23 protein-coding genes are annotated in these 25,804 nt (G+C 72.8%); 13 read left to right on the top strand and 10 right to left on the bottom strand.

All coding sequences use genetic code 11. From position 1 onward, the window contains the following. The first annotated feature begins 503 nt into the window (after window positions 1-503). The 3 genes from TR48_RS33590 to purB all read left to right on the top strand — a co-directional run bounded on the left by TR48_RS33590 (window position 504) and on the right by purB (window position 4,771). Window positions 504-2,036 carry an MFS transporter gene (locus tag TR48_RS33590; RefSeq protein WP_439654518.1) on the top strand — a complete coding sequence of 511 codons (1,533 nt, stop codon included), beginning with the start codon at window positions 504-506 and terminating at the stop codon, window positions 2,034-2,036. Window positions 2,037-2,084: 48 nt separating this feature from the next. Continuing rightward, window positions 2,085-2,861 carry a TetR/AcrR family transcriptional regulator gene (locus TR48_RS33585; protein WP_042374248.1) on the top strand — a complete coding sequence of 259 codons (777 nt, stop codon included), beginning with the start codon at window positions 2,085-2,087 and terminating at the stop codon, window positions 2,859-2,861. Between the two features lie 470 nt (window positions 2,862-3,331). After that, on the top strand, window positions 3,332-4,771 hold the full coding sequence (purB, locus tag TR48_RS33580; protein ID WP_042374247.1) for an adenylosuccinate lyase: 1,440 nt from the start codon (window positions 3,332-3,334) through the stop codon (window positions 4,769-4,771). 71 nt (window positions 4,772-4,842) lie between these two features. Here purB and TR48_RS33575 read toward each other — a convergent pair whose 3' ends face one another. From TR48_RS33575 to TR48_RS33540, 8 genes are all read right to left on the bottom strand, one after another. Then, window positions 4,843-6,267 (bottom strand): aminobutyraldehyde dehydrogenase, encoded by a 1,425-nt coding sequence (locus TR48_RS33575; protein WP_042374246.1) that lies wholly within the window; start codon window positions 6,265-6,267, stop codon window positions 4,843-4,845. Between the two features lies 1 nt (window position 6,268). Then, a complete protein-coding gene (locus TR48_RS33570) occupies window positions 6,269-7,582 on the bottom strand; it encodes a flavin monoamine oxidase family protein (protein WP_042374245.1) in 1,314 nt (437 codons plus the stop codon). 253 nt (window positions 7,583-7,835) lie between these two features. After that, entirely contained in the window at window positions 7,836-8,954 is a 1,119-nt protein-coding gene (locus tag TR48_RS33565) for an ABC transporter ATP-binding protein (RefSeq protein ID WP_042374244.1), read from the bottom strand. A gap of 5 nt (window positions 8,955-8,959) precedes the next feature. Further along, the gene (locus TR48_RS33560) at window positions 8,960-9,889 is read right to left on the bottom strand and encodes an ABC transporter permease (RefSeq protein WP_084729977.1); all 930 of its coding nucleotides are present in this window, start codon (window positions 9,887-9,889) and stop codon (window positions 8,960-8,962) included. Then, window positions 9,886-10,827 carry an ABC transporter permease gene (locus tag TR48_RS33555; RefSeq protein ID WP_042374243.1) on the bottom strand — a complete coding sequence of 314 codons (942 nt, stop codon included), beginning with the start codon at window positions 10,825-10,827 and terminating at the stop codon, window positions 9,886-9,888. Before TR48_RS33555 ends, TR48_RS33560 begins: the two co-directional genes overlap by 4 nt. Before the next feature lies 1 nt (window position 10,828). After that, window positions 10,829-12,010 carry a polyamine ABC transporter substrate-binding protein gene (locus tag TR48_RS33550; protein WP_084729976.1) on the bottom strand — a complete coding sequence of 394 codons (1,182 nt, stop codon included), beginning with the start codon at window positions 12,008-12,010 and terminating at the stop codon, window positions 10,829-10,831. A gap of 191 nt (window positions 12,011-12,201) precedes the next feature. After that, on the bottom strand, window positions 12,202-12,864 hold the full coding sequence (locus TR48_RS33545; protein WP_042374241.1) for a TetR/AcrR family transcriptional regulator: 663 nt from the start codon (window positions 12,862-12,864) through the stop codon (window positions 12,202-12,204). Further along, window positions 12,861-14,084, bottom strand: a complete 1,224-nt coding sequence (locus TR48_RS33540; protein WP_084729975.1) for an aromatic ring-hydroxylating oxygenase subunit alpha — start codon at window positions 14,082-14,084, stop codon at window positions 12,861-12,863. The genes TR48_RS33545 and TR48_RS33540 overlap by 4 nt, the downstream gene beginning before the upstream one ends. A 298-nt stretch (window positions 14,085-14,382) precedes the next feature. Here TR48_RS33540 and TR48_RS33535 point away from each other — a divergent pair, with 298 nt between their 5' ends. From TR48_RS33535 to TR48_RS33490, 10 genes are all read left to right on the top strand, one after another. Next, window positions 14,383-14,862 carry a hypothetical protein gene (locus TR48_RS33535; RefSeq protein WP_042374239.1) on the top strand — a complete coding sequence of 160 codons (480 nt, stop codon included), beginning with the start codon at window positions 14,383-14,385 and terminating at the stop codon, window positions 14,860-14,862. Further along, complete coding sequence (locus TR48_RS33530; protein WP_042374238.1) at window positions 14,859-16,166, top strand: NADH-ubiquinone oxidoreductase-F iron-sulfur binding region domain-containing protein; 1,308 nt, start codon at window positions 14,859-14,861, stop codon at window positions 16,164-16,166. The genes TR48_RS33535 and TR48_RS33530 overlap by 4 nt, the downstream gene beginning before the upstream one ends. 86 nt (window positions 16,167-16,252) lie before the next feature. Continuing rightward, entirely contained in the window at window positions 16,253-16,444 is a 192-nt protein-coding gene (locus tag TR48_RS33525) for a ferredoxin (RefSeq protein ID WP_042374237.1), read from the top strand. Window positions 16,445-16,448: 4 nt separating this feature from the next. Continuing rightward, window positions 16,449-18,611, top strand: a complete 2,163-nt coding sequence (locus TR48_RS33520) for an acetate--CoA ligase family protein (protein WP_042374236.1) — start codon at window positions 16,449-16,451, stop codon at window positions 18,609-18,611. Window positions 18,612-18,693: 82 nt separating this feature from the next. Beyond that, window positions 18,694-19,866: an acyl-CoA dehydrogenase family protein gene (locus tag TR48_RS33515; RefSeq protein ID WP_042374235.1), complete on the top strand. Its 1,173-nt coding sequence runs from the start codon at window positions 18,694-18,696 to the stop codon at window positions 19,864-19,866. 154 nt (window positions 19,867-20,020) lie between these two features. Next, window positions 20,021-21,193 (top strand): acyl-CoA dehydrogenase family protein, encoded by a 1,173-nt coding sequence (locus TR48_RS33510; RefSeq protein WP_042374234.1) that lies wholly within the window; start codon window positions 20,021-20,023, stop codon window positions 21,191-21,193. A 195-nt stretch (window positions 21,194-21,388) separates the two neighbouring features. Beyond that, window positions 21,389-21,580: a YegP family protein gene (locus TR48_RS33505; RefSeq protein ID WP_042374233.1), complete on the top strand. Its 192-nt coding sequence runs from the start codon at window positions 21,389-21,391 to the stop codon at window positions 21,578-21,580. 48 nt (window positions 21,581-21,628) lie between these two features. Then, window positions 21,629-22,507 carry an alpha/beta fold hydrolase gene (locus TR48_RS33500; protein ID WP_042374232.1) on the top strand — a complete coding sequence of 293 codons (879 nt, stop codon included), beginning with the start codon at window positions 21,629-21,631 and terminating at the stop codon, window positions 22,505-22,507. A 61-nt stretch (window positions 22,508-22,568) separates the two neighbouring features. Next, on the top strand, window positions 22,569-22,808 hold the full coding sequence (locus TR48_RS33495; RefSeq protein ID WP_042374230.1) for a hypothetical protein: 240 nt from the start codon (window positions 22,569-22,571) through the stop codon (window positions 22,806-22,808). A 79-nt stretch (window positions 22,809-22,887) separates the two neighbouring features. Then, the gene (locus TR48_RS33490) at window positions 22,888-23,667 is read left to right on the top strand and encodes a hypothetical protein (protein WP_042374228.1); all 780 of its coding nucleotides are present in this window, start codon (window positions 22,888-22,890) and stop codon (window positions 23,665-23,667) included. An 82-nt stretch (window positions 23,668-23,749) separates the two neighbouring features. On the opposite strand, the gene TR48_RS33485 is transcribed toward TR48_RS33490, so the two are convergent. Both TR48_RS33485 and TR48_RS33480 read right to left on the bottom strand, forming a co-directional pair. Beyond that, the gene (locus TR48_RS33485; RefSeq protein ID WP_152628326.1) at window positions 23,750-24,346 is read right to left on the bottom strand and encodes a GNAT family N-acetyltransferase; all 597 of its coding nucleotides are present in this window, start codon (window positions 24,344-24,346) and stop codon (window positions 23,750-23,752) included. Window positions 24,347-24,390: 44 nt separating this feature from the next. Further along, window positions 24,391-25,804: ATP-binding SpoIIE family protein phosphatase (locus TR48_RS33480; RefSeq protein WP_152628325.1), on the bottom strand; the 1,414-nt coding region annotated here is incomplete at its 5' end.

Below are 25,804 nucleotides of genomic sequence, written 5' to 3'. Positions count from 1 at the left end.
CCGCGGCAGAACCGGTCGGCCCGCCGCCCGGCCCGCCACTGCCCGCGCCGGACGCGGCGCAGCCTGCCGCCGCGAGCGCAAGCGCCGCGGCCACCGCCCCGGCCCTCGCCCCGGCCACGGTCCGCAGACCGCTTGTCCGCCGCCGCGGCCGATTGCCGGTTCGGCCCGTACCGTCATTCATGCCGTGTCCCCGTTCCCCGTCGTCGTGCCTCGTCGGGAACCTACGCCATGACGCAGCCGGGCCACTCGCACAAGGTCGACATCGTCTCAACACGAGCGTCAACAGGGCCGCTTCGGCACCGCGCGGCCGCAGCTGCGGCTGAAGGCACGTCGACGCCGGCCGGTCGCCCGGGACTGACGTCTCACGAGGAGCAGCGGCGAGCAGGCCAGGCCGACCCCGCCCTACGCCAGCGGTCTGAAAAAACGGTGGCGGCCCGTGCGCGGTTCTTCTACGGTGTACAAGTCTTATACACCGTACAAGGAGACGTTCCGTGACCGCCGCCGTGCCCGCGCCTGCCGAGCGGAGAGCCGACCGCTGGCTGATCCTCGCCGTGATCTGCCTGGTGCAGCTCGTCGTGATCCTCGACAACACCGTGCTCAACGTCGCCGTGCCCTCGCTCACCAAGCAGCTCGGCGCGACCACCGCGCAGACGCAGTGGGTCATCGGCGCCTACTCGCTCGCGCAGGCGGGCATGCTGATCGCCGCCGGCGGCCTCGCCGACCGGTACGGGCGCAAGCTCGTGCAGATGATCGGCCTCGGGCTGTTCGGCCTCGGCTCCCTCGGCGGCGCGCTCGCGTCCACGCCCGGCGAGCTGATCGCCGCCCGCTTCGGCATGGGCGTCGGCGGCAGTCTGCTGCTCGCGACCACCATCGCGCTGGTCGTGCGCACCTTCGACGCGGAGGAGCAGCCGAAGGCCATGGGCGCCGCCATGGGCGTCGGCTCGCTGGGGTTCGCCCTCGGGCCCATCATCGGCGGCGCGCTGCTGGCGCACTTCTGGTGGGGCTCGGTCTTCGTCGTCAACCTGCCCATCTGCGTGATCGGCCTGCTGGCCGTCGCCCGGTACGTTCCCGAGTCCAAGGACCCGCAGGGCGAGCGGCCGGACCTGCTCGGCGCGCTGCTGTCCATCGTCGGCCTGGTCTCCGTCGTCTACGCGATCATCCAGGGCCCCGGCTACGGCTGGACCTCGGGCCGCACCCTCGTACCGGGCGCGATCGGGGTCGTCTTCGTCGCCCTCTTCGTGCTCTGGGAGCGCCGCACGCCCCACCCGCTGCTGGACATGTCCTTCTTCCGCAACGCGCGCTTCCGGGGCGCGATCTCGGGCGGCGTGCTGGTCTCCTTCGGCATGGGCGGCTCGCTCTTCCTGCTCACCGAGCACCTGCAGTTCGTCCTTGGCTACGGGCCGCTGGAGGCCGGTCTGCGCACCGCGCCGATGGCGCTCACCATCGTGCTGCTGAACCTCACCGGCACCGGCATGCGGGTCACCGCGAAGCTGCCCGGCCCGGTCGCCATCGCCTCCGGCCTCAGCCTGATGGCGGGCGGTCTGGCGGCGATCGCCGTGCTCGGCCGCCACGGTGAGTACCTGGGCATCCTGCTCGGCCTGGTGCTGATGGGCGCGGGAGTCGCCTGCGCGCAGCCCGCCATGGCCGGCGCGGTCATGAGCTCCATCCCGCCGGAGAAGGCCGGTGTCGGCTCGGGCCTGATGGGCACCCTCAGCGAGCTCGGCAACTCCCTCGGGGTCGCCGTCCTCGGCGCGGTGCTGACCGCCGGGTTCGCGGCGTCGCTGCCCCACGGCATGCCGAAGGACGCGGCCCGCTCCCTGCCCGAGGCGCTGGCCACGGCCGGCCCGGACCGCGCGCACCAGGTCGCGAACGGCTTCGCGGACAGCCTGACCAGTGCTCAGCTGATCGGCGCCGTGGCGGTCCTGCTCGGCGGCCTGCTGGCCGCCTGGCTGATCGGCCGGGCCATCACGGGCACGCCCGCGGGCGGCGGATCCGTCCCCGGTCCCGCCGAGTCCGAGCCCGCCACGGCCGTCTGACCGGCGGCGCGAGCCGTGAGCGCCGACCGTCGGCACTACGATCGCCGCATGGCCCCGCAGAAGTCCACGCCGCCCAATCCCGCTGCCGCGCCGCAGGTCAGCGTCTGGGTCAGGCCTCCACGGGAACGGAAGCGGGGCACCGCGCCCAGCGGGCTCTCCCGCCAGCGCATCGTCCGGGCCGCGATCGAGCTGCTCGACGCCGAGGGGGACCAGAAGTTCTCCATGCGCCGCCTGGCGTCGGAGCTCGGCGTCACCCCGATGTCTGTGTATTGGTATGTCGACAACAAGGGCGAGCTGCTGGAGCTCGCGCTCGACGAGGCCCTCGGGGAGATGCGGATCCCGCCGTTCGGCGAGGACAGCGACTGGCGCGAGCACCTGCGTGTCATGGCCCACGAGTACCGCGACTTCTACCGCCGCCACCTGTGGGCCACCCGCGTCGCGGGCGAGGTCCTGCCGCTCGGCCCGCACGCGCTGTTCTTCTCCACCAGCGCGATCGCGGCGGCGGAGCGCACCGGCCTGCCGCGCGAGCAGTACGCGGGCGCGCTCGGGCTGCTCTTCCAGTTCGTCTACGGCTTCGCCACCTCCGAGGCCCAGCAGTTGATCCGCGTGCGCGAGTCCGGACTGAGCGAGGAGCAGTACCACGAGGCGGTGGTCGGCCTCGCGACCGAGGTCGACCGCCGGCACGTCGACAACGCGGACCGCATCCTCGCCCCGCAGGCGGGCGAGACGATGGCCGCGAAGCGGGACTACAACTTCACCGAGAGCCTGGACCTGGCCCTCGACGGCATCGAGGCCCGCATCCGCAGATCCGCCGGGCGGCCCTAGCGAGCTAGCCGCCCCTGGCGGCCGGGGGAGCGGCGGCGGCTTTCGGCGTAGCTGAGAAGTTCGCTGCGGCTTCGGGAAGGGACGGCGGTGAGGTCGGTGGCGCGGCCTTGGGGACGTAGCGGACGCCGCCGTCGGCGCGGAACAGCCGTCGGGCCGGCCGTCGTGCACGAGTGTCTCGCCCACCGGGGCCTGGCCGCCGACGGTGCGGTGTTCGCTGCCCCGGGGCTGCGAGATCGGCTGCAGGTAGCGCGGCGCCGCGATCTCGCCGCCGTCGGCGCGGAACAGCCGTCGGGCCGGCCGCGGAAGTGCACCGCCCGCCCCGCCGCCAGGCCGCGCCGCCTGCGGGCCGCCGGGTCGGAGCAGAGCACGGGCAGGCCTTCCGGCGGCCGGGGCCGGGGCGCCCCGCGCCGGTATGCGGCCGCCGCGCGGCCGTGGGCGGGTGCGCCGCCCCGCTGAGCTGCACGTTAGAATTGCCCAGCGTGAGCGCCAAGCCCTTCATCCCCGATGTCCTGGCCGCCCGCTACGCCTCCGGCGAGCTTGCGCGGCTGTGGTCCCCCGAGCACAAGGTCGTCCTCGAACGGCAGCTGTGGCTGGCCGTGCTGAAGGCCCAGGCCGACCTGGGGATCGAGGTGCCCGCCGGAGCCGTCGCCGACTACGAGCGGGTGATCGACCAGGTCGACCTCGCCTCCATCGCCGAGCGCGAGCGTGTCACCCGGCACGACGTGAAGGCGCGGATCGAGGAGTTCAACGCCCTCGCCGGCCACGAGCAGGTCCACAAGGGGATGACCTCCCGCGACCTGACCGAGAACGTCGAGCAGCTGCAGATCAAGCAGTCGCTGGAGCACGTCCGCGACCGCACCGTGGCACTGCTCGCGCGCCTCGCCCAGCTCGCCGCCGAGCACGGCGAGCTCGTCATGGCCGGCCGCTCCCACAACGTCGCCGCCCAGGCCACCACCCTCGGCAAGCGCTTCGCCACCGCCGCCGACGAGCTGCTCGTCGCCTTCACCCGGCTGGAGGAGCTGATCGCCCGTTACCCGCTGCGCGGGATCAAGGGCCCGGTCGGCACCAGCCAGGACATGCTGGACCTGCTCGGCGGCGACGCCGCCAAGCTCGCGGACCTGGAGCGGCGTGTCGCCGGACACCTCGGCTTCGACCACGGCTTCACCAGCGTCGGCCAGGTCTACCCGCGCTCGCTCGACTACGACGTGCTCTCCGCGCTCGTCCAGCTGGCCGGCGCGCCGGGCTCGCTGGCCAAGACGATCCGGCTGATGGCCGGCATCGAGCTGGTCACCGAGGGCTTCAAGGAGGGCCAGGTCGGCTCCTCCGCGATGCCGCACAAGATGAACACCCGCTCCTGCGAGCGCGTCAACGGCCTGGCCGTGATCCTGCGCGGCTACGCCTCCATGGTCTCCGAGCTCTCCGGCGACCAGTGGAACGAGGGCGACGTCTCCTGCTCGGTCGTGCGCCGCGTCGCGCTGCCGGACGCGTTCTTCGCCTTCGACGGCCTGGTCGAGACCTTCCTGACCGTGCTCGACGAGTTCGGCGCGTTCCCGGCCGTCATCGCCGCCGAGCTGGACCGCTACCTGCCGTTCCTCGGCACCACCAAGGTGCTCATGGCGTCGGTGCGGTCCGGTGTGGGTCGCGAGACCGCCCACGAGGCGATCAAGGAGCACGCCGTCGGCTCGGCGCTGGCCATGCGTCAGGGCGTGCGCGAGAACCAGCTGCTGGACCGCCTGGCGGCGGACGAGCGCATTCCGCTGGACCGCGCCGCGCTGGACGCGCTGCTGGCCGACAAGCTCTCCTTCACGGGTGCGGCCGCCGCTCAGGTCGGCGAGGTCGTCTCCCGCGTCGAGCAGGTCACCGCCCGTCACCCGGAGGCGGCGAAGTATCGTCCGGGCGCGATCCTGTGACCTGAGCCGCCCGGCTCCGCACGAGACGAAGGCCGCCGACCCCCTCCGGTCGGCGGCCTTCGCCGTCCCGGTCAGACCATCACGTGCTTGGCCTGCGTGTATTCCAGCAGCCCCGTCATCGACAGGTCGCTGCCGTAGCCGGACTGGCCGCGGCCGCCGTGCGGCATCTCGGAGACGGTGGTGCCGTGCGTGTTGACCCAGACGATGCCGGTCCGCAGGGCCCGTGTCGCCCGCATGGCCCGGTCGATGTCGCGTGTCCAGACGCTCGCCGCGAGGCCGAAGCGGACTCCGTCGGCCAGACGCAGCGCCTCCGCCTCGTCCGCGAAGGGCTGCACGGTGACGACCGGGCCGAACACCTCCTCCTGCACGATCTCGTCGTCCTGGCGCACCGAGGCCACCACCGTCGGCTCGTGGAAGAAGCCCTCCCCGGCGACCGCACGGCCGCCCGTGACGATCTCCGCATGGGCCGGCAGCCGGTCCAGCAGGCCCTGGACACGGGCCAGTTGGGCGGCGCTGTTCAACGGCCCGAAGGCGGCGTCGGGTTCGTCGGGCCCGCCGGTGCGGAGCTTGGCGGCGTGCTGCGCGAAGGCGGACAGGAACGCGTCCTGGACGCTCCGGTGCACCAGCAGCCTGGTCGCCGCGGTGCAGTCCTGGCCGGCGTTGTAGAAGGCGACGTCCGCCAACGCCGCCGCCGTCGCCTCGACGTCCACGTCCGCGTGGACCAGGACCGGTGCGTTGCCGCCGAGTTCGAGGTGCAGGCGTTTGAGGTCGGCGGCGCAGGCCGCGGCGATCTCGCGCCCCGCGCGGACGCTGCCGGTGACCGCCACCATGGCGGGCGTCGGGTGGGCGACCAGCGCCGCGCCCGTGGACCGGTCGCCGCAGACGACGTTGAGCACCCCGGGCGGCAGGTGCTCGGCGGCCAGGCGAGCCAGCAGCGCCGAGGACGACGGGGTGGTGTCGGCGGGCTTGAGCACCACCGTGTTGCCCGCCGCGAGGGCCGGGGCGAGCTTCCAGACCGCCATCATCAGCGGGTAGTTCCACGGCGTGATCTGCGCGCAGACGCCCAGAGGCTCGCGGCGCAGCAGCGAGGTGCGGCCCTCGGTGTACTCGGCGGCGACGCTCCCGGGCAGCGCCCGGGCCGCGCCCGCGAAAAACCGCAACGTGTCGGTGACGGCCAGGAGTTCGTCGGCGAGGAAGGCCAGACGCGGCTTGCCGGTGTCGGCGGTCTCGGCCGCGGCGAACTCGTCCGCGTACCACTCCAGGGTGTCGGCGAGGCGCAGCAGCGCACGTTGGCGCTCGGCCGGCGTCGTCCGCGACCAGCGGGTGAAGGCCGACTCGGCCGCGGCGCAGGCGGCGTCCACGTCGGCCGCGTCCGAGCGGGCGGCGCGGGCGTGGGGGCGTCCGGTGGACGGGTCGACCAGCACGGTCTCCGCCCCGCAGGCCGCCGGGCGGTCATGGCCGCCGATGTGGTTGAGCACCACAGGAAGTGAGCGCATGTCAGCCACGGCGCAGCGCCTCCTCGGCGGTGGCCCGACCGGTACGGACGGCGCCCTCCATGTAGCCGGCTACCCACTGGTCGGAGCCGCAGACGTAGAACGGCGGCTCGTGCGTGCCGTGGAGCGGGCCGACCCGCCCCACGTCCCCCGGCGCCCACTGGGTCACATAGCCCTGCGTCCACGGGTCCGTGCCCCAGCAGCGTAGCCACGTCGCCAGCGGAGACTCGGCCTCGGGCCCGTACAACTCCGCCACCTGCGCCAGCAGTTCGCGCTCGCGCAGGTGAGCGGGCATGCCGAGCAGCACGCCCAGCCGTTCCGGTGGGACGAGCGCGGACAGCACGGCCGTGCTCTGCGGCCAGGTGCTGCCCAGCACGCCCTCGCACTCCGACAGCCCGCTCAGCCCCCGTTCCCGCCAGAAGGGCCCGCCGTAGGCGGCCACGAACTTCGCCGCCAGTGCGTGGCGTTGGGCGTGCAGGGAGGCGAGCCGGTCGTCGGAGACGCCGGTGACGGCGAGATCCCGCAACGGCCCAGCGGGCAGCGCGCTGACCACCGCCGACGCGGTCAGCGTCGCACCACCGTGCAGGCGCACCGTGCAGCGGCCGGGCCGGACGTCGAGCGCGGTCACCGGCGCGCCCAGGCGGATCCGGGGGCCGAGCTCCTCGGCCATGCGCTGCGCGACCGTCGCCGAGCCCTCGGCGACGCGCAGGCCCTCCCAGTCCTCGTAGTCGTAGTGGCCCGCGCTCGGCACGGCGGCCTGCTTGCGCAACGCGGCCAGCAACGAGGTGCGCTCGACCGAGCCGTCGGCGAGCCCCAGCGCGCCGATCTCCCACAGCCGCACCACGGCGGCCGGGGCCCTGCGGGACCGCAGCCACGCCCCGACCGAGAGCGCGTCGAGCGCGGCCGCCTCGGGGTGCGACCACGGGTCGTCCGGGTCGACGGTCTTGGCCAGGGCGACGAACTCGGCGGTGGCCGTACGGTGTTCGTCCTCGTCGTCGGCGCCGAACCAGTGCGGGGGATCGCCCGCCGACACGCCTTCCGGCGTGGCCCGGGCGATCAGGCCCGGTTCGGCGACGTAGCTCGGGATCAGCGTCAGGCCCAACTCGGCGACCAGGCCCAGATAGGCGCTGTGGGCGCGCCCGACGACCTCCCCGCCCAGCTGGACCAGACGGCCGTCGGGCAGCTGCTGCTGCTCGACCCGTCCGCCGACCCGGTCGCGGGCCTCGACGACGAGGACGTCCACCCCGGCGGCGGCCAGATCGCGGGCCGCGCTCAGCCCGGCCAGGCCGGCGCCGAGCACGATGACGTCGTGGTTCATGCGGTTCCTCTCTCAGCGGCTGCGGGCTCGTCCTGCGGTCGTCGACCCGGCCGGAGGCCGGCGGGGGACCCAAGGATCGGCCGACGGCGCGGCGCGCGTCTTCGGCCTCCGGCGGGGAGTGGGGCGGGGCACAGGCGCGGGGCGCGGGGCGGCTTCGCGAGCTGGTGGCTGGTGGGTGGCGGCGGGCGGCCCGGCGCGCGCCGCGGATGCGGACGGCGCGCGGGCGGGGCCGGCGGACGGGGGTCTGCGGGGCTCAGTGGCCCAGGACCAGGCAGTGGTCCGGGTCGTAGCCGAGTTCGACGGTCTCGCCGCCCTCCCAGCGGTCCTCCATGCGGGCGCGGGCGGTGTTCTGCTCCAGCGCCGCGACGGTGACGCCCGGCGCGAGCTCGATCAGGTAGGTCGTGGTGGGGCCGGAGTAGACCGTCTCCCGGATGACGCCGTTGACGACGGGCATGCCGGGCTCGAAGTCGGAGAGCCAGATCTTCTCCGGCCGGATCGACAGGTCCACGACGCTGCCCTCGCCCACGCCGGGCCGCGGCCCCACGGGCAGCGCCGGGCCGCCCTCCAACTGCACCGCGCCGTCCCGGTAGACGCCGCTGACCAGGTTGGAGGTGCCCATGAAGGCGGCCACGAACCGGCTCTCGGGCCGTTCGTAGACGTCCTCGGGCGTGCCGCACTGCTCCACCCGGCCGCCGTTCATGACGGCGACGCGGTCGGACATGGTGAGCGCCTCGTCCTGGTCGTGGGTGACGAACACGAAGGTGATCCCGACCTCGCGCTGGATCTGCTTGAGCTCCACCTGCATCTGCCGCCGCAGCTTCAGGTCGAGCGCGGCCAGCGGCTCGTCGAGCAGCAGCACGGCCGGCCGGTTGACCAGCGCCCGCGCCAGCGCCACGCGCTGGCGCTGCCCGCCGGAGAGCGTCCGCGGCTTGCGCTCGGCCATCCCGCCGAGCTGCACCAGGTCGATCATCGCGCCGACCCGCTCGCCGATCTCGGGCTTCGGCACGCCCTTGCGCTTGAGGCCGAAGGCGATGTTGTCGGCGACGCTGAGGTGGTCGAAGAGGGCGTAGCTCTGGAAGACGGTGTTGACGTTGCGCCTGTTCGGCGGCAGCGCGGTGACGTCCTCGCCGGAGAGCAGCACCGCCCCCTCGGTCGGGTCGGCGAAGCCGCCGATCATCCGCAGGGTGGTGGTCTTGCCGCAGCCCGAGGGGCCGAGCAGGGAGAAGAACTCACCGGGCGCGATCTCCAGGTCGAGGTCGCGCACCGCGTGGGAGCCGTTGAACTCCTTGCTGACGTGGTCGAGTCGGACGGCGGGGACGGTGTCGTCGGTGGTGTCGGCGGAGACGGCGGGGGTCGCGGCGGTCGGCGTCATGGGTGTCACTCCCCTGAAATGAGGTCGAGGCCGCCGCGGCGGCCGAAGAGGCGCGGGATGGCCAGGGCGAGGCCGATGAGGGTGATCGAGCCGGCCAGCATCAGCGTCCCGACGGCGTTGATGGTGGGCTCGACGCCGAAGCGGATCGCGGAGTAGATGCGGACGGCGAGCGGCTGCGGGTCGACGCCGGTGGTGAAGTAGGCGAGCACGAAGTCGTCGAAGACGAGCGCGAAGATCAGCACGGCGCTGGCCAGGATGGCAGGCAGCAGCGCGGGCAGGGTGACCAGGCGCAGCGCCTGCCAGCGCGTGGCGCCGAGGTCCATCGCCGCCTCCTCCACCTCCGGGTTCAGCGCGGCGACGCGGGAGCGCAGGATGACGGTGACGTAGGAGATGGAGAAGGTGATTTCGGCGATCATCACCGTGCCGGTGTTCAGGGTGATGCCGAGGCCCTTGAAGAGCAGCAGCGAGGCGACGCCGGTGACGATCTCCGGGGTGATCAGCGGGACCATCATGATCAGCCCGGCGTAGGTCCCGAGCCGGCCCTTGTTGCGGACCAGGCCCAGGGCCAGCGCCACGCCCAGCACGACCGAGCCGGCCATGGCCACCAGGGAGACCTCGAGGCTCATCCCGAGCGAGCCGAGCAGCACGTTGTCGTGGAAGAACGCCTCGTACCAGCGCAGCGAGAAGCCCTTGAAGACGGTCAGCGACTTCTGCGCGTTGAAGGAGAAGAGCACCACCATGGCGATCGGCAGGTAGAGCAGGACGAAGAAGACGACGGTGACGGCGATCGCGAAGACCGGCTTGCGGCGCGGTCCGCGACGTCCGCGCGGAAGATGAGGAAGATGAGGAAGACGAGGAAGACGAGGAAGACGAGGAAGACGAGGAAGACGAGGACCGCGCGGAACGCGCAGGGGAGCGGGGGCTGTCGGGTTCATCGGCTGGCCTCCGCCTCGTCCTTGCGGGCGCGCCGCAGGTAGCCGAACATCGCGATCAGCAGCACGGCCATCAGTGCCATCGTCAGCGCCGAGCCGAGGGGCCAGTCCTGGCCCTCGAAGAACTTGTCCTGGATCAGGTTGCCGATCATGATCTGGTTCGGTCCGCCCATGAACTGCGCGCTGACGAAGTCGCCCATCGCCGGGAGGAAGACCAGCACCACGCCGGCCCCCGCCCCCTGCCGGGTGGCGGGGACGGTGACGAACAGGAAGGTGCGCAGCGGCCCGCCGTACAGGTCGCGTCCGGCCTCGATCAGCGAGGTGTCCATGCGTTCCATGGCGGCGTACAGCGGGATGATCATGAAGACCACGAAGCCGTAGACCAGACCGGCGATGACGCCGAACCCGGTGTTGAGGATCTTGGTGTGGGCCCCGGCCAACCCGACCGCGCGCAGCACCCGCAGCACCGGCCCGTCGTCGGAGAGCAGCACCGACCACCCGTACATCCGCACCAGGTAGTTGGCGAAGAACGGCACGACGATGGCGGCGATCAGCGCGTTCTTGAACCGACCCGCGTGCAGGGCCACGGCGTAGGCGACCGGATAGGCGACAAGGAGACATATCACCGACGTCAGCAGCGCGTAGCCGAGCGAGCGGACCATGACGTCGCGATAGGCCGGGTCGGCGAGCGCCCTGAGGTTGCCCAGGTTGGTGCCGAACCTCGGATCGCCGAGCTCGTCGGTGGTGCCGAAGGAGATCGCGGCCACCAGCAGCAGGGAGGCGACGAAGAACACCGACATCCAAACGGTGCCCGGCAGGGTGAGCCAGGTCCAGATCCGGGCGCCGGTGGCGGAGGGGCGTGGCCGCCGCTCCCGCCTCTCCCGCCGGGCGGCGGGGCCGCCGGTCGGGTCGCCGGTGCGGACGGGCGTGCGCAGTGCCATCTCAGCCCGCCTTCACGTCGGTCCAGGCGGTGTCGCGCGCCTGGGCGCCGGCCGTGCTCGGATTGCGGAAGTAGAGGGAGGGCTTGAGGTCGCCCGGCTCGATCATGCACTGCGGCAACTGCTTGACCAGCGCGGCGTAGGCGGACTCCGTGCCGTGGACCGGCATCGGGTAGCCGAGGTACTGGATGGTCTTGATGGCGTTCTCGGGCCGCAGCAGGTAGTCGATGAAGAGCATCGCCGTGCCCGGATGCTCGGCGTTCGCCGGTATCGCGAAGCAGTCGGAGTTGATCGGCGATCCCTCCTTGGCCACCTCGAAGCCGTAGAGCGTCGCGTCCTTCGCCTGATTGAGGACGCTGACCATGTCGCCGCTCCAGGCCTGCGTCATGGTGGCCGTTCCGTCGAGCAGGTTGTTGTAGTCGTCGCTGGAGAAGCCGCGCAGGTGGGGGCGGAGCGTCTGCAGCAGCGAGGTCATCCTGTCGAGATCGCCCTGCGCGGTCGTGTTCGGGTCCAGGCCGAGCTTGAGCGCGGCCATGCCGAGCACCTCGTCCTCGTCGTCGAGGAGGAAGGTCGTGCCGCTGGACTGCGCGTCCCACAGGTCCTGCCAGGAGCCGGTCAGCGCCCCGAGCTTGTCGCGGCGCCAGCCGATGCCGGTCTTGTACATCGTGAACGGCACGGTGTGCGCGGACCTCGGGTCGTACCAGGGGTCCTCGAAGTAGGGGTAGCTGCCGAAGACCAGCTCGGCGTTGCGCAGCTTCGTGTGGTCGATGGCACGCAGCCGCCCCGCCTGGGCCAGCCGCTGCGCGTACTTGGCGGAGGGGAAGATGACGTCGTACTTGTTCCCGGCGTCCAGCTTGGCGACCATGCCCGGCATCGAGTCGAAGTTGGACTGGACGATCTTGACCCCGTACTCCTTCTGGAACCCGGAGAACACCGAGGGATCGATGTAGTCGGCCCAGTTGAAGTAGACGAGCGGTCCGTCGACCTTCATCTCGATGGGCTTGTCGGTCTGGGCGGGGGTCGCGGTCGCGGGCTGGCTGAAGCCGCAGCCGGTGAGGCCCAGGCCGAGCGCGCCGAGGCCGCCCGCGCGGAGCAGGGACCTGCGGGACAGCTGGGGTCCGTGCGAGAGCTGGGGTCCGTGCGAGGACCGGGGTCTGGAGGAGAGCGGGGGGAGGTGGTCGGACATCTGTGTCCTCTCCAGGTGGGTGGACCGGCGGGGCGAGCCGGTTGGAGGTGACCGAGGGGGTGAGGGTGTGCTGCAGCCCCGGCTCTGATCAGGGGAGACTGCACCCGGGGCGTCCACGCCGGTACGGGTGGACGGTGCCTGATGTGAGGGGTTCTGCCGTCAGCTGTGGTGGCTGGAGTTGCCGTTGGACGTCAGAGCGGGAAGGGGGCGGTGACGCCGAGCTGCGGGGCGACCAGGGACCAGATCTGGTCGCGGGCGTCGGCGACGTCCGTCGCGGAGGAGCCGATCAGGATCCGGGTGCCGTAGCCGTTGGTCAGCGCGATCACCAGGTCCGCGAGCCGGCCGACGTCGCAGGGGCCGAACTCGCCCGCGGCCTGGCCGTCGCGGACGACGCCGGCGATCCAGTCGCGCAGGTTGCCGTACAGGTCCCGGGCCACGCCGAGGGAGTCCGCGTCCCGAACGGCGCGCAGGTGCAGCTCCTGCCAGAGCAGGAAGTCGCGGCGCAGCTCCGTGTCGATCGGCAGGCAGGCGTCGATGACGCGGCCCAGCCGCCAGGTATGCGGCAGCTCCGCCGGCGGCTCGGCGGCGTAGCCCTCGACGCCCGCGTGCTCGTAGGAGAAGGTCAGCGCTTCCAGGAAGAGCTTCTCGCGGTTCTCGAAGTGGTAGTGCAGCAGGGCTGAGGAGACCCCGGCCCGCTCCGCCACCATGCGCATCCGGACCTTCTCGAAGCCGACCTCGGCGATCGTCTCGCAGGCCGCGAGCAGGATGACCCGGCGCGTGTGCTCCGTGCGCTCCTCGTGGCTGGCGCGGCGACCCGCCGCGGTTGCCGGAACGGGACGGGTCGCGGCGCTCACGCGGACTCCTGAGGGTCGGTGTTCGGGGCGGCCGGGCCGTCGACGCCGTCCAGGTCGGCGCGGATCCGCTCGGCGAACCAACCTACTGCCGATTCCCGTCGCGAGAGCGGACCGGGCTCGAACCCCGGCGTGCCGAGGCCGTGTTGGACACGCGCCACCAGTTCTGCGTCCTCGTCGTTGGTGATCCAGCCGATGTGGATGTTGAGGCGCCGGGCGAGGGCGGTGCGGACTCCGGCACCGGGCTTGGTGTACCAGGCGCCGCCCACGGCCACGCGGTCGGGCGCGGTGGGGATGGCGGTCCAGGCGAGCACATGGTCAGGATAGAAGTCGAGAAGGGTGTTGGGGTAGATCACCGCGTAGCGCCAGACCCGCCGGTCGGCTTCGGTCAGACCCGGCATGGGGGACGTCACCCTCTGGTAGAGCCGTTCGACGACGTTCGACGAGGGCTTGTCCCGGAGCGGCACCTGGAACAGAGCGTAGGACTCGCGCAGCTCGCTGGCCACGTAGTTCTGGTAGTCGAACAGTCGCATCAGGCCCGGGTGGGCGACCGGGACGTGGTAGCCCTCGAGGTAGTTGTCCACGGCCACTTTCCAGTTGGCCTGCTGCACCTCGAAGCTGTCTCGGTCGTGGATCCGGTACTTGCCGACCGGGACCAGGTCCGGGCCGAGGTAGCGGCCGACGGCGTCGCTCAGCCCGGCGCACTGCTCTGCCAGCGGCTTGGCACGGCCGTCGACGTTGACGAAGACGAAGCCGAGGAAGGACTCGGCCGCCACCGGGAACAGTCCGAGCTGCGCCTTGTCGAGGCAGGGGATCTGCCGGGCCTCCGGCGCGCCGACCAGGCTCCCGTCGAGCCGGTAGGTCCAACCGTGGTACGGGCAGCGGATCGCCTTGCCGGAGGGCTCCGGAGTGGAGACCAGCCGGGTGCCGCGGTGGCGGCAGACGTTGAGGTGGGCCTTGATGCCGCCGTCCTCCGTGCGGACCACCAGCACCTCGCGTCCGGCCGCCCAGGCGGAGAGTCGGGCGCCCGGGCCCGGCAGGTCCGACTCGTGGCAGACCAGCTGCCAGGAGCGGGCGAAGACGCGGTCGGTCTCGGCCGTCGCGACGGCGGGATCGGTGTAGTAGCGGGCGGCCAGGGCCGTGGCGGGGGCGGCACCCCCGTCGGGGGCCGCTGGGGCGGGCTCTGCGTGAGGGGGACCGGATCGGGTCAGTTCGGACTGCATGGCGCTCCTGCTCATCGCGCGGGGCCTGGGTGGGGCAGAGACTGACTGGCTGCTCAGCGAGCGGTGCGGCAAGGTTGCGCCTTCACGTCCTCGGTGTCAATACTTGCTGACTAACTGGTTGATCAGTACCGTGGCGAACACGCCGCCCGGCCGACGCCGGCGCTCCTGATGTCCCATCCCAGGAGCCGCCCCTTCTCCCGGACACGGCACTTCTCTCACCCCACTCACGCTCCACTCACGCGGTCCGGCGCCCGCCGGACCCCTCGGCATCGCACCCCGTCCCACCGCGGAGGCAGGCATGCACGCAACCCGCAGGAACGCCTGGCTCGGACTCACCCCCGAGCCCGAGCGCGAGCTGCCCCACGCGGTGGCGCTGCTGCGCGGTCGGAGCGGTCGAGCCGATGGCATCGAGGCGGAACGGCGGCGGGTGGAGCGCCTGATCCTGCACGGGAGCCGGCGCAGCTGGCTCGGCTACCTGCACGAAGTCGCGGAGCTGGTCGCCGAGGTCGCGGCCGGTGGCGCGCTCGGGGCCGGCGGCATGCTCGGGACCGGTGGCGCGCTCGGGGAAGGGCCGCCCGGCCCGGGCGACGTCGAGGCGGCACTCGTCGCAGGCGAGGTCGTGCTCGCCCACCACCAGATGCTGATCGGCCTGCCCGGCCCCGCCTACGACCAGGCCGCCGCCGACCGGGCCCTGCTCACCCGCGCCGTCGACCGGCTACGCCACCTGCAGGCGAGACCGGTCCCGGCCGCCCACGACCCAGAGACAGGTTGGCGATGACCGTGACCGTGATCCACACGCCGTCCGGCGGCCCCGCGCCCGTGCTGGGCCCGAGCCCGGACCGGGTCGAGGACCTCGCCTCCTACCTGGCCCGGGGCGGGTACCGCACGCAGGTCGAGCCCGAGGAGTTGCTCGCCCGCGTCGAGGCCGCCGGCCTGCGCGGCCACGGTGGCGCGGGCTTCCCGACGGCGGTCAAGCTCCGTGCCGTCCGCGACGGCGCGGGAACGCCCGTCGTCGTCGCCAACGGCGAGGAGGGGGAGCCCGGCTCGGTCAAGGACCGCTGGCTGCTGCGCGCCCGTCCGCACCTGGTCCTGGACGGCCTTCTCCGGGCGGCCCGGATCACCGGGGCCGACCGTGCCTACGTCTACCTGTCCGACCACGCCGCCGAGCGCAGTGTCCGCGCGGCGCTCGCCGAGCGCGAGCCGGGGCTGGCCGTGGAGGTCGTGCGCACCGAACCCGCTTATGTCGCGGGGGAGGAAAGCGCGGTGGTGCGCCGCATCGACGGCGGCCCGGCTCTGCCGACGGCCAAGCCGCCGCGTGTCTTCGAGCGCGGCGTCGGCGGTGCGCCGACTTTGGTGGCGAACGTCGAGACGCTGGCGCGGACGGCGCTGCTCGCCGCGTCGACCGGGCGAAGCGGTGCCGCGCAGACGGTTCTGCTGACCCTGTCGGGGGGCCGGGGCGCGCCGGTTTTGACCGAGCGCCGCTATGACACGACGCTGCGTCAACTCTGCGCTACGCACAGGAGGGACGAGCCGTCGGCCGTATTGATGGGTGGGCTCTTCGGCGGGCTGCTTCCGCTGACCGTACTGGACCTGCCGCTGGAGCGGTCCCGCCTCGCGGAGGCGGGCACTGGCCTCGGCTGCGGCGCGATCCGCTTCCTCGGTCCGGATGAGTGCCCGGTTTCGGTGGCCGCCGACGCCGTCGACCACCTGACGGCCGAGAGCAGCCGCCAGTGCGGCGTCTGCGTCTCCGGCACCCGGGCGCTGCGGGACACTCTCGCTGCCCTGGCCGAGGGCCGCTGCGACGCCGACGGCCTCGCCAATCTGGCCCGTTGGGCGCAGGGCCTGCCCGGACGCGGCGCCTGCGCGCTGCTGGACGCCGCCGCACGCCTGGCCAGCACGCTGGTCTCCGGCTTTCCAGAGCTCGTCGACGACCATCGGCGCGCGCCCTGTCAGGCCTGCGCCGCCACGCCGCCGGAGGCCGGTCGCCGCCTGCGCGTCCCCGTCCCGATGCCCGTTGCCACCGCCGCGGCCAGCGCCGTGGCGAATCTGGCGCGGCCGTGCGCGTCCGCCGGCGTCGGGTGACCTCCCAGCCTCCTCCCGTCCTCTTTCCTTCTCCCGCTCAACCTTTCCTTCTCCCGTTCCACCGCTCACCGAAGAGGGAACCCGCCATGAAACTCCGCATCGACTCCACCCGCTGCCAGGGGTACGGAGAGTGCCTGCCGCCAGCCCCCGGTCTGATCGACCTCGACGAGTGGGGTTACGCCCGCCTCCTGGTCGTCGACCTGACCGACGATCAGGAGGCCGCCGCCCGGGCCGCCGTCGACGCCTGCCCCAACACCGCGCTGCGACTGGAGCGGTGACCGGATGCGACGTGACCTGACCGCCCTCTTCGCGCCCTCCTCGGTCGCGGTGCTGGGCGCCAGCGACGACCCGGCCAAGTACGGTCACGCCATCGCCGTCCAGGCCCTGCGCGCCAACGGGCGACGCCCGCTGCACCTGGTCAACCGGCGCGGCGGCACGGTGCTCGGCCGGAAGGCCGCCGCCAGCCTGGGCGCGATCGGTGAGCCGGTCGAGCTGGTCGTGGTGAGCGTCCCGGCGACGGGCTTCGAGGAGGCCGTGGACGAGGCGCTCGCCTGCGGAGCCCGCGCGATCGTCGCCATCACGGCCGGATTCGCCGAGACGGGCGCGGACGGCCTGGCCCGGCAGCGCGCCGTCGCCGAGAAGGTCCGGGCGGCCGGAGCGCTGCTGGTGGGCCCCAACTGCCTCGGCATCGCGGACAACACCACCGAGCTCTACCTCGCGTCCGACCGGTTCGCCTCCGGCGGCATCGCGTTGCTCAGCCAGAGCGGCAACTTGGCGCTGGAGCTGCAGTTGCGGCTCGAACCACGGGGCCTGGGCTTCTCCCGCTTCGTCTCCCTGGGTAACCAGGCCGACGTGACGCTGGTCGACCTGGTCCGGGACTGCGCCCGGCATGAGGGCACCCGTGCCATCGCCGTCTACGCCGAGGACTTCGGCGACGGACGCGCCTTCGCCGAAGCGGCCGCACGGGCGGGCAAGCCCGTCGTGCTGCTGACCGCCGGCCGGGGCGACGCCGCCGCGCGCAGCGCCAAGTCGCACACGGGCGCCCTCACCACCTCCAGCGACGTGGTGCTCGCCGCGTGCCGGGACGCGGGCGTCGAGCTGACTCGCACACCCCGCGAACTCGCCTGTGTGCTCGGCGCTCTGGACGCGGGACGGCGCGCCCGCGGCCGCCGCGTCGCGGTCTTCACCGACGGCGGCGGCCACGGCGCCGTCGCGGCGGACGCGGTCGAGGCCGCCGGGCTGTCCGTGCCCGAGCTGTCCGCGCCGCTGCAAGGGGAGTTGACGGGACTGCTGTGGAAGCAGTCCGCCGTCGGGAACCCCGTCGACCTGGCCGGCATGGGCGAGCGGGATCCGATGTCCTACGCGCACACCGTGCGGGCACTGTTGGCCTCGGACGAGGTCGACGCGGTGCTCCTGACGGGCTACTTCGGCGGCTATGCCTCCGGTGAGGGCGGCCTGGGGGGCGACAGCGGCGGTGACGTCGACGGTGAGCCCGGTGGCGGCAACGGCGGCGGGGTCGGTGGCCAGGTCGGCGGCGGTGACGGCGGCGGGGTCGGTGGGGGCGGTGGCACGGGCGGTGCTCTGGGGCGGGCCGAACTCGCGGCGGCCGAGGCGATAGCGGCGTTGGCTCCGTTGGCCGGCAAGCCGCTGGTGCTGCAGTCGATGTATCCGGAATCGGCGAGCTGCCGGGTCCTGGCGGCCGTCGGCGTCCCGGTCCACGAGGCGGTCGAGGACGCCGCCCGCGCCCTCGTCGCCCTCGCCCCGAGAGCCTCCGACCGCGGGGGAGTGCATCCCTTGCCGCCCGCGGCCGAGCCGCTCGCCGACCCCGACTACCACGCCACCCGACGCCTCCTGGCGGCCGCCGGGGTCCCCTTCCCGCCCGCCCGCGAGATCTGTTCTGAAGCGGAACTGACAGCCGCGGCGCGGCAGTTCTCCGGCCCCTACGTCCTCAAGGCCCTGCATCTGCTGCACAAGTCCGACGCCGGCGGTGTCGCGCTGCGCCTGGCCGACGAGGACGCGCTGCTCGCCGCCCACCGCGAGATGCACGCCCGCCTCGGGGCGCCCGCCTACTCCGTGGAGGCCATGGCCGACCTGAGTGACGGGGTCGAGCTCATCGTCGGCGTGAACTGCGATCCGCGCTTCGGCCCGGTCGCGATGGTCGGCCTGGGAGGAGTGCTCACCGAGGCACTCGGTGACGTCGCCTTCGCACTCGCCCCCGTCACCGCCGAACACGCCGAGCGGCTGCTGCGCGGACTGCGCAGCGCGGTGCTGCTCGACGGCGTCCGCGGCCGTCCGGCCGTCGACGTGGCGGCGGCCGCGCGGGCCGTCGCCGCGATCACCGCCGTGGCGGCCGCCCACCCCGAGATCGCCGAACTGGAGGTCAATCCGCTGCTGGTGACCCCACGCGGCGCCCTCGCCCTCGACTCCCGCGCCGTCCTCGCCTGATTCGAAAATCTCCGTTGCTTGACGCCGTTCCTCCCTCCGTTCCTCCAACCCCGCCCGCCCAGCTCACGCAGGAGAACCGCCCATGGACTTCCGCTACACCCCCGAGCAGGCCGACCTGAAGCGCCGCGCCGCCGACTACGCGCGGCTGCTGATGCGCTACGAGGACCAGTCCGAGCAGGCAGGCGGCCCGCTGCCGGCCGAGACGGTCCGGGAGCTGACCCGCGCCGCCATGGACGCGGGTGTCTACGCCATCAACATGCCGGTCGAGTTCGGCGGGCCCGGCCTCTCCTTGCTGGACCAGGTGATCGTCGAGGAGGAGTTCGGCAAGGTCACCAACTGCCTGTGGGACATTCCCTGGCGGCCCGCCAACGTGCTCGTCCACGGCACGGAGGCGCAGCGCGAGACGTACCTGCTGCCGATTATCCGCGCGGAGAAGTTCGACGCGTTCGCGGTCACCGAGCCCGGCGCCGGATCCGATCCGTCCTCGGGCACCACCACCGCCACCCGCACCGAGGGAGGCTGGCTGCTCAACGGCGAGAAGTGGTTCGTCACCTGCGGCGACATCGCCGACTTCCTCGTCGTCCAGGCCGACGCGGGCCCGGAGCGGGCGGCCACGCTGTTCTTCGTCGACAAGCAGGCGCCGGGCGTGACGATGTCCCGCGTCCCGCACTTCATGCACACCGCCGTCAACGGGCACCCGGAGTTCGTCCTCACCGACGTCTTCGTCGCCGACGAGGACGTGCTCGGCGAGGTCGGCCAGGGCTACGAACTGACCAAGGAGTGGTTCACCGACGAGCGGTTGATGATCGCGGCCCGGACGGTCGGCGCGGCCGAGCGCGCGCTGGAACTGGCCCGGGACTGGGCGGTACGACGCGAGCAGTTCGGGCAGTCGATCGCCTCGTTCCAGCTGGTCCAGGGCATGCTCGCGGACTGCGCCGCCGAGATCGCGGTGCATCGCGCCTACACCCACCAGGTGGCGTGGGAGGCGGACCAGCCGGACACCGACCGCAAGACCCTGCACGCCAAGGCGTCCACGGCCAAGCTCGCCGCCAGCGAGGCCGCGGGACGCGTCGTCGACCGCTGCGTCCAGATCTTCGGCGGTCGCGGGTACGACCGTGGCTACCCCGTCGAGCGGATGTACCGCGAGCTTCGGGTGGACCGGATCTGGGAGGGCACCTCGGAGATCCAGCGCCTGATCATCGCCAACGAGCTCATCAAGCGCGGCACGCGTGCGCTCCAACTGCCGACGCACTGAAGCCCGGTGCCGAAACCGCGCACGGGGAGCGCGCACTGAAGCCGCGCACCGAAGGCCAGTACCGAAGGCAGTACCGAAGGCAGTACCGAAGGCCAGTACCGAAGCCCCGCCAACCCGCTGTCCCACACCGTTTCGCGTTTCGCCGAGGAGCACCATGGACTTCCGCCTCACCCCCCGTCAGGCCGCCCTCAAGGCCAAGGCCCGGGAGCTGACGGACTTCATCGCCAAGTACGAGCAGAGCTGTGAGGAGAACAACGGCCTCCCGCGTGAGGTGCACGACGCCGTGCGCGACGCCGTCCTGGAGGCCGGCCTGCAGGCCGTCAACATGCCCGCCGAGTGGGGCGGCGCCGGACTCGCCATCCTGGAGCAGGCCGTCGTCCAGGAGGAGCTGGGCCGGCTCACCGGCGCGCTGTGGGACATGGTCTGGCGCCCCGCCAACGCCCTGCGCTTCTGCACCGAGGAGCAGCGCGAGCGCTACCTGGTGCCGGTCATCAAGGGGCAGCGGCGCGACTGCTACGCCGTCACCGAGCCGGGCGCCGGATCCGACCCGCAGAACCTCGCCACCACCGCGACGCGCACCGACGGCGGCTGGCTCATCAACGGCGAGAAGTGGTTCGTCACGGTGGGCGACCACGCCGACTTCATGATCCTGCTGGCCGCGGCGGGCGAGGAGAAGGCGCCGACGCTGTTCCTGGTGGACAAGGACACCCCGGGAATCGAGATGACCCGGGTGCCGCGGTTCATGCACACCTTCGTGTACGAGCACCCCGAGTTCACCTTCACCGACGTTTTGGTCCCCGAGAACGCCGTACTCGGCGGCCTCGGCAACGGCTACGACATCACCCGCTCCTGGTTCACCGAGGAGCGGCTGATGATCGCGGCCCGGACCATCGGCGCGGCCGAGCGCGGTCTGGAGCTGGCCCGGGACTGGGCCGTGCAACGGGAGCAGTTCGGGCAGTCGATCGCCTCGTTCCAGCTGGTCCAGGGCATGATGGCGGACAGTGCCGCCGACATCGCGGTGCACCGCGCCTACACCCACCAGGTGGCGTGGGAGGCGGACCAGCCGGACACCGACCGCAAGACCCTGCACGCCAAGGCCGCCATCGCCAAGCTCTCGGCCAGCGAGGCGTCCGGCCGGGTCATCGACCGCTGCGTGCAGATCTTCGGCGGTCGCGGCTACGACCGCAGCTACCCCGTCGAGCGTCTCTACCGGGAGCTGCGCGTCGACCGGATCTGGGAGGGCACCTCGGAGATCCAGCGCCTGATCATCGCCGGTGAGCTGGTCAAGCGCGGGACGGGGGTGCTGCAGCTGCCCGTCGGGAGCTGAGCGCTCTGTTCGTGCCGCCTTCCCGGGTGCGTCCGGAGGCACCCGGGAAGGCGGCGCCCGGGAGCGCCCGGGAACGCCCGAATGCGCCTCCGGATGCCGAGGCGGGCGATCGGCGCTAGCTTCAGCTGTAGTCGGTTCGCAACTCTGCGTGACCGACGTCAGGGTCAGAAGACACACGGACGAAGGAGCGCGGGCATGCCCGGCAAGTTCGAGGTCCACATGGACAAGCCGCAGGAGTACCGGTTCACGCTGAAGGCGGCGACGGGCGAGGTCATCGCCCTGAGCGAGGTCTTCGAGTCGCGTGAGGCCTGCGAGAAGAGCATCGAGGCCGTGCGCAAGCACGCCCCCTACGCCAAGCTGGTCGAGGCCGGCGCGGCGGTCGGCTGAATCGTGAACCGCGGGTCCGTTGTCGGTGGGAGTGGCTAGATTCCCCCCATGACGACGGTGGCCGAAAGGGACGTCGCCCTGGGCGACGGACGCACTCTGCACGTCTACGACACCGGCGAGGCCGCCGACGGTGCGCCTCGCCCGGTCGTGTTCTGGCATCACGGCACCCCCAATGTCGGGGAGCCCCCGGAGCCGCTCTTCGCAGCCGCCGAGCGGCTCGGGCTGCGTTGGATCGCCTACGACCGCCCCGGCTACGGTGGGTCGACCCGGCACGAGGGGCGCGACGTCGCCTCGGTGGCGGCGGAGGCCGCAGTCGTCGCGGACGCGCTCGGTGTCGGGCGCTTCGCCGTGCTGGGCCATTCCGGGGGCGGTCCGCATGCCCTGGCCTGCGGCGCGCTGCTCCCCGACCGTGTCAGCGCGGTGGTGAGCATTTCGGGGCTCGCCCCGCTCGACGCCTTCGCGCAGGAGGGCGGCGACTGGTTCGCCGGCATGCACCCCAGCGGCGTGGCGGAGCTCCGGGCCGCCCTCGTCGGCCCGGAGGAGCTGGAGAGCCTGCTCGTCAAGGGAGATTTCGATCCCGAGATCTTCACTCCGGAAGATCACACCGCGCTCTCCGCCGGTCCGTGGGCGTGGTTCATGGGCGTGGTCCAACGGGCGACGGCCAACGGCGTCGGCGGCATGGTCGACGACGATCTCGCCTACGTCCGCCCCTGGGGTTGCGATCCTGCCCGGATCGGCGCGCCGACCCTGGTGGTCCACGGCGCCGCCGATCGGATGGTCCCGGCGGCTCACGGCGCCTGGCTGGCGGGTCGCTGTCCTGGAGCGGAGTGGTGGGAGCGGCCGGGGCAGGGCCACGTCTCCGTCCTCTCGGACGCCGCCGAGGAGGCGCTGGCGTGGATGGCGGCGCGGATCGGGGGACACCGTTGAGTCCTCGACTACTGCGCGTGTCGGGCTGGCGCTTCCGTGTGCGCGGACGGATAATTGGATCATGACGGGACAATCCGGGACATCGGTCCGAGTCTGGGTCAAGACCGAGATCGGGCCCCGCCATGTCGTCGCCCAGGCCCACGACGCGCTCAACAACCCGATCGGCGAGGAGGTCGTGGTCACGGAGTCGCACGACCTCTACGAGATGGCGAGACGTTACGGGGTCACCCTGGACCACTTCGACTTCGAGGGCGACAGCGCCGACATCATCGAGTCGGCTACCCCGCAGGCGGACGCGTAGCACAAGCGGACGACGGTCCGTCAAATCGTTATGCCATGAGGCATTGTGGCGGCCGGACGTCCCGCACCATGGTTGACGCATGTTCGTCGACCTGGTGTCCAAGCCCCGTACGCTCGCCCGAGCCGCGCTGGCCGTCGCCTATCTGGGCCTGATGGTCATCATGACGATCGTCGCCTGGCAGGGGGGCAAGGTCGACCTCTCCTCGGTCGGCCAGGTGTCCAGTGCGCTCGCGGCGGCTCTGCTCGGCGCCGCGATCAACCCCGGCGGCTCGAAGAAGGCCGCGTCGGCCGGGAAGTCCGCGTCGGCCGCCCCCGCGTCTGTCGCCCCGGAACCGGCCGCCCCAGGAGGCTCGGGTGCCTCGGGCGGCTCGGGCGGGGGCCTCGGGAACGTAGGGACGGACGCCTTCTGGGGGATTCAGACGGTCGTCGGCTGCGCCGCGCTGCTGCTGACGGCGCTCGCGCTCGTCGTCCACGGCAGCGGTCACACCAATGCTCCTGCCGCCTTCGTGGCCGTCGCGGCGGCGTTCAGCGCGCTCTTCCTCGACACCAGCAGCATCACCCACCCGCTGAGCGACACCCCGAGCACGGCGAACGCGGCGCATCCGGCGGACGCGGCCGCTTCGGCCGGGAGTTCAGCAGTCACGGCGGCCACGGGAGCCGTGGCGGCCGTACCCCCGGCGAGCAGCGGACCTGCCGCGGGCGCGGGTGCGGGTGCGGGCGCGGGCGCGGAGCCGGCCAGGGGAGAGGCGGGAGCCGCCACGGTCGGTGGCGCCGCCGCCGATGGGACAGTGACCCCGAAGGCGCAGATCCCCGCCCAGTCCACCGGCAGCGCCGACGACGCCGAGTCCCCCAACAGCTGACCCCCCCGGGCGGTCGCCGGTCGGCGGCCCCCGGGCGGCAGTCGGCGGCACTCGGTCCGCGGTCTGCCCGTCCGGCGGTCCGTCAGTCGCCGAAGGCGGGTGCGTAGCGGATCGCGCCGCCCGGGACCGGGCGGCCCGGGTCAAGGGCCAGGGCGAGCATCGCCTCGTCCGGCACCTCGAACGGCGGCTTGATGCCGTAGCCGGAGGCCGGGACGAAGCCGAAGCGCGGGTAGTAGGCCGGGTGGCCGAGCACCAGCACCAGCTGTTCGCCGGCCGCGTGGGCGGCGTCCAGCAGCGCGTGGATCATCGCCGTGCCCGCTCCGCGCCGCTGCCAGGCCGGGAGGACCGCGACAGGGGCGAGGGCCAGTGCCTGGGCGCCCGACACATGACACCGGGTCAGCAGGGCGTGGCCGACGACCTCTCCGTCCGGTGCGGTGGCCACCACCGAGAAGCCCGGCGTCCAAGCCCCTGGGTCCTGCCGGAGCGCGTCGACGAGATCGGCCTCGTTCGGGGTGGGGAAGGCCGCCAGGTTGACGCGGCGGACCGCAGTGATCTCGGAGCCGTCCGGCGCCTCGGGCCGGACGGCCCAGGCGAACGCGGCGGAGCCGCGCACGGCTCCCGCGGGACCGCTCGGACGGTACGGCTGGTCAGGACCCTGCGTGGAGATCATTTCTGCCATGCCTCACCCTATACACCCGGTTCGCCCGGCGTGACGTTCGGAGGTCACCCGGCCGCCCGCGGCCGTGGCGCGGCAGGCCTGGCCGACTTGCCACCGGTCTTGAGCTCGGCCCAGATGACCTTGCCGCCGCCGCTGGTGAAGCGGGTTCCCCAGCGTTCGGCGAGCTGGGCGACCAGGAAGAGGCCGCGTCCCCCTTCGTCCTCGGAACGTGCCCGACGCATCCGGGGAGAGACACTGCTCCCGTCGGCCACCTCGCAGATCAGGCCCCGGTCGCGCAGCAGGCGGAGCTCCACGGGCCCGGTGGCGTGCCGGATCGCGTTCGTCACCAGCTCGCTGACCATGAGTTCGACCGTTCCCGCGAGCTCGCCCAGCCCCCAGTCGGTCAGCCGCGCGCGCACCTGCGCGCGCAGCCCGGCGACGGCCGCCGGCTCCAGCGGCACCGGCCAGCGCGCGACCATCGCGCCGCTCACGCCCCGCGTCCGGGCGATCAGCAGCGCCACGTCGTCGCGCGGCCGCTCCGGTAACAGCGCCGACACCACGGCCGTGCACAGCGCCTCCGGCGTGCGGTCCCGACCCGCTCGCGCGGTCGCGAGCGCGTCCGCGAGCCGGGCGAGGCCCACGTCGATGTCCCGGTCCCGGTCCTCGATCAGGCCGTCCGTGTAGAGGACGATCTCGCTGCCCTCCGGCAGCGCGAACTCGACCGCCTCGAACGGCGTGCTGCCGAGGCCGAGCGGCGGCCCCGCCGGCACCTCGGGGAAGCCGACCGTGCCGTCCGGCAGCAGAAGCGCAGGAGAGGGATGGCCCGCGCTGGCCAGGGTGCAGTGGTGGGTGACGGGGTCGTAGATGACGTAGAGACAGGTCGCGCCGATGATGCCGAAGCCGCCGAGCTCGCCCTCCTCCTGGTCCATGGCGTCGACGAGTGCGTCCAGATGGCCGAGCAGCTCCTCCGGCGGCAGGTCGAGAGCGGAGAAGTTGCGCACCGCGGTGCGCAGCCGCCCCATCGTCGCCGCGGCATGGATGCCGTGCCCCACCACGTCGCCCACGACCAGGGCGACGCGCGCCCCCGACAGCGGGATCACGTCGAACCAGTCCCCGCCCACGCCCGCCTGGGCCGGCAGGTAGCGGTGCGCGACCTCGATCGCGGGCAGTTCGGGCAGTGCCCGGGGCAGCAGGTTGCGCTGCAGGGTGAGGGCGAGCGAGTGCTCCCGCGTGTAGCGGCGGGCGTTGTCGAGGCAGACGGCCGCCCGGTGCGCCAGCTCCTCGGCCAGCGTCAGATCGTCCCTGCGGAACGGCCCGGCGTCGAGGGACCGGTAGAACGACGCCACACCGAGCACCGTGCCCCGGGCGGAGAGCGGGACCGCGATCACCGCCCCCATGCGGTAGTCCTCCAGGCCTGGCTCGGCCCGGACGACGCTCGTCGGCTCCTCGTCGAGCACCGGCCGCCCTGCCGTGAGCGCC

Origin of the sequence: Streptacidiphilus neutrinimicus, assembly GCF_000787815.1 — a bacterium.
Classification (GTDB): Bacteria; Actinomycetota; Actinomycetes; order Streptomycetales; family Streptomycetaceae; genus Streptacidiphilus; species Streptacidiphilus neutrinimicus.
Note: the sequence above shows the minus strand (reverse complement) of the source record. Positions and strands in the feature narration are given on the sequence as shown.

Bases quoted from the DNA above. Each gene is read 5' to 3' on its own strand.
- TR48_RS33490 (WP_042374228.1), top strand. From the start codon at position 22,888: ATGTTCGTCGACCTGGTGTCCAAGCCCCGTACGCTCGCCCGAGCCGCG.
- TR48_RS33575 (WP_042374246.1), bottom strand. From the start codon at position 6,267: ATGCGCTCACTTCCTGTGGTGCTCAACCACATCGGCGGCCATGACCGC.
- TR48_RS33540 (WP_084729975.1), bottom strand. From the start codon at position 14,084: ATGCAGTCCGAACTGACCCGATCCGGTCCCCCTCACGCAGAGCCCGCC.
- TR48_RS33565 (WP_042374244.1), bottom strand. From the start codon at position 8,954: ATGACGCCGACCGCCGCGACCCCCGCCGTCTCCGCCGACACCACCGAC.
- TR48_RS33510 (WP_042374234.1), top strand. From the start codon at position 20,021: ATGGACTTCCGCCTCACCCCCCGTCAGGCCGCCCTCAAGGCCAAGGCC.
- TR48_RS33485 (WP_152628326.1), bottom strand. From the start codon at position 24,346: ATGGCAGAAATGATCTCCACGCAGGGTCCTGACCAGCCGTACCGTCCG.
- TR48_RS33585 (WP_042374248.1), top strand. From the start codon at position 2,085: ATGGCCCCGCAGAAGTCCACGCCGCCCAATCCCGCTGCCGCGCCGCAG.
- TR48_RS33560 (WP_084729977.1), bottom strand. From the start codon at position 9,889: ATGAACCCGACAGCCCCCGCTCCCCTGCGCGTTCCGCGCGGTCCTCGT.
- TR48_RS33550 (WP_084729976.1), bottom strand. From the start codon at position 12,010: ATGTCCGACCACCTCCCCCCGCTCTCCTCCAGACCCCGGTCCTCGCAC.
- TR48_RS33500 (WP_042374232.1), top strand. From the start codon at position 21,629: ATGACGACGGTGGCCGAAAGGGACGTCGCCCTGGGCGACGGACGCACT.
- TR48_RS33515 (WP_042374235.1), top strand. From the start codon at position 18,694: ATGGACTTCCGCTACACCCCCGAGCAGGCCGACCTGAAGCGCCGCGCC.
- TR48_RS33525 (WP_042374237.1), top strand. From the start codon at position 16,253: ATGAAACTCCGCATCGACTCCACCCGCTGCCAGGGGTACGGAGAGTGC.
- TR48_RS33535 (WP_042374239.1), top strand. From the start codon at position 14,383: ATGCACGCAACCCGCAGGAACGCCTGGCTCGGACTCACCCCCGAGCCC.
- TR48_RS33495 (WP_042374230.1), top strand. From the start codon at position 22,569: ATGACGGGACAATCCGGGACATCGGTCCGAGTCTGGGTCAAGACCGAG.
- TR48_RS33530 (WP_042374238.1), top strand. From the start codon at position 14,859: ATGACCGTGACCGTGATCCACACGCCGTCCGGCGGCCCCGCGCCCGTG.
- TR48_RS33505 (WP_042374233.1), top strand. From the start codon at position 21,389: ATGCCCGGCAAGTTCGAGGTCCACATGGACAAGCCGCAGGAGTACCGG.
- TR48_RS33555 (WP_042374243.1), bottom strand. From the start codon at position 10,827: ATGGCACTGCGCACGCCCGTCCGCACCGGCGACCCGACCGGCGGCCCC.
- TR48_RS33570 (WP_042374245.1), bottom strand. From the start codon at position 7,582: ATGAACCACGACGTCATCGTGCTCGGCGCCGGCCTGGCCGGGCTGAGC.
- TR48_RS33520 (WP_042374236.1), top strand. From the start codon at position 16,449: ATGCGACGTGACCTGACCGCCCTCTTCGCGCCCTCCTCGGTCGCGGTG.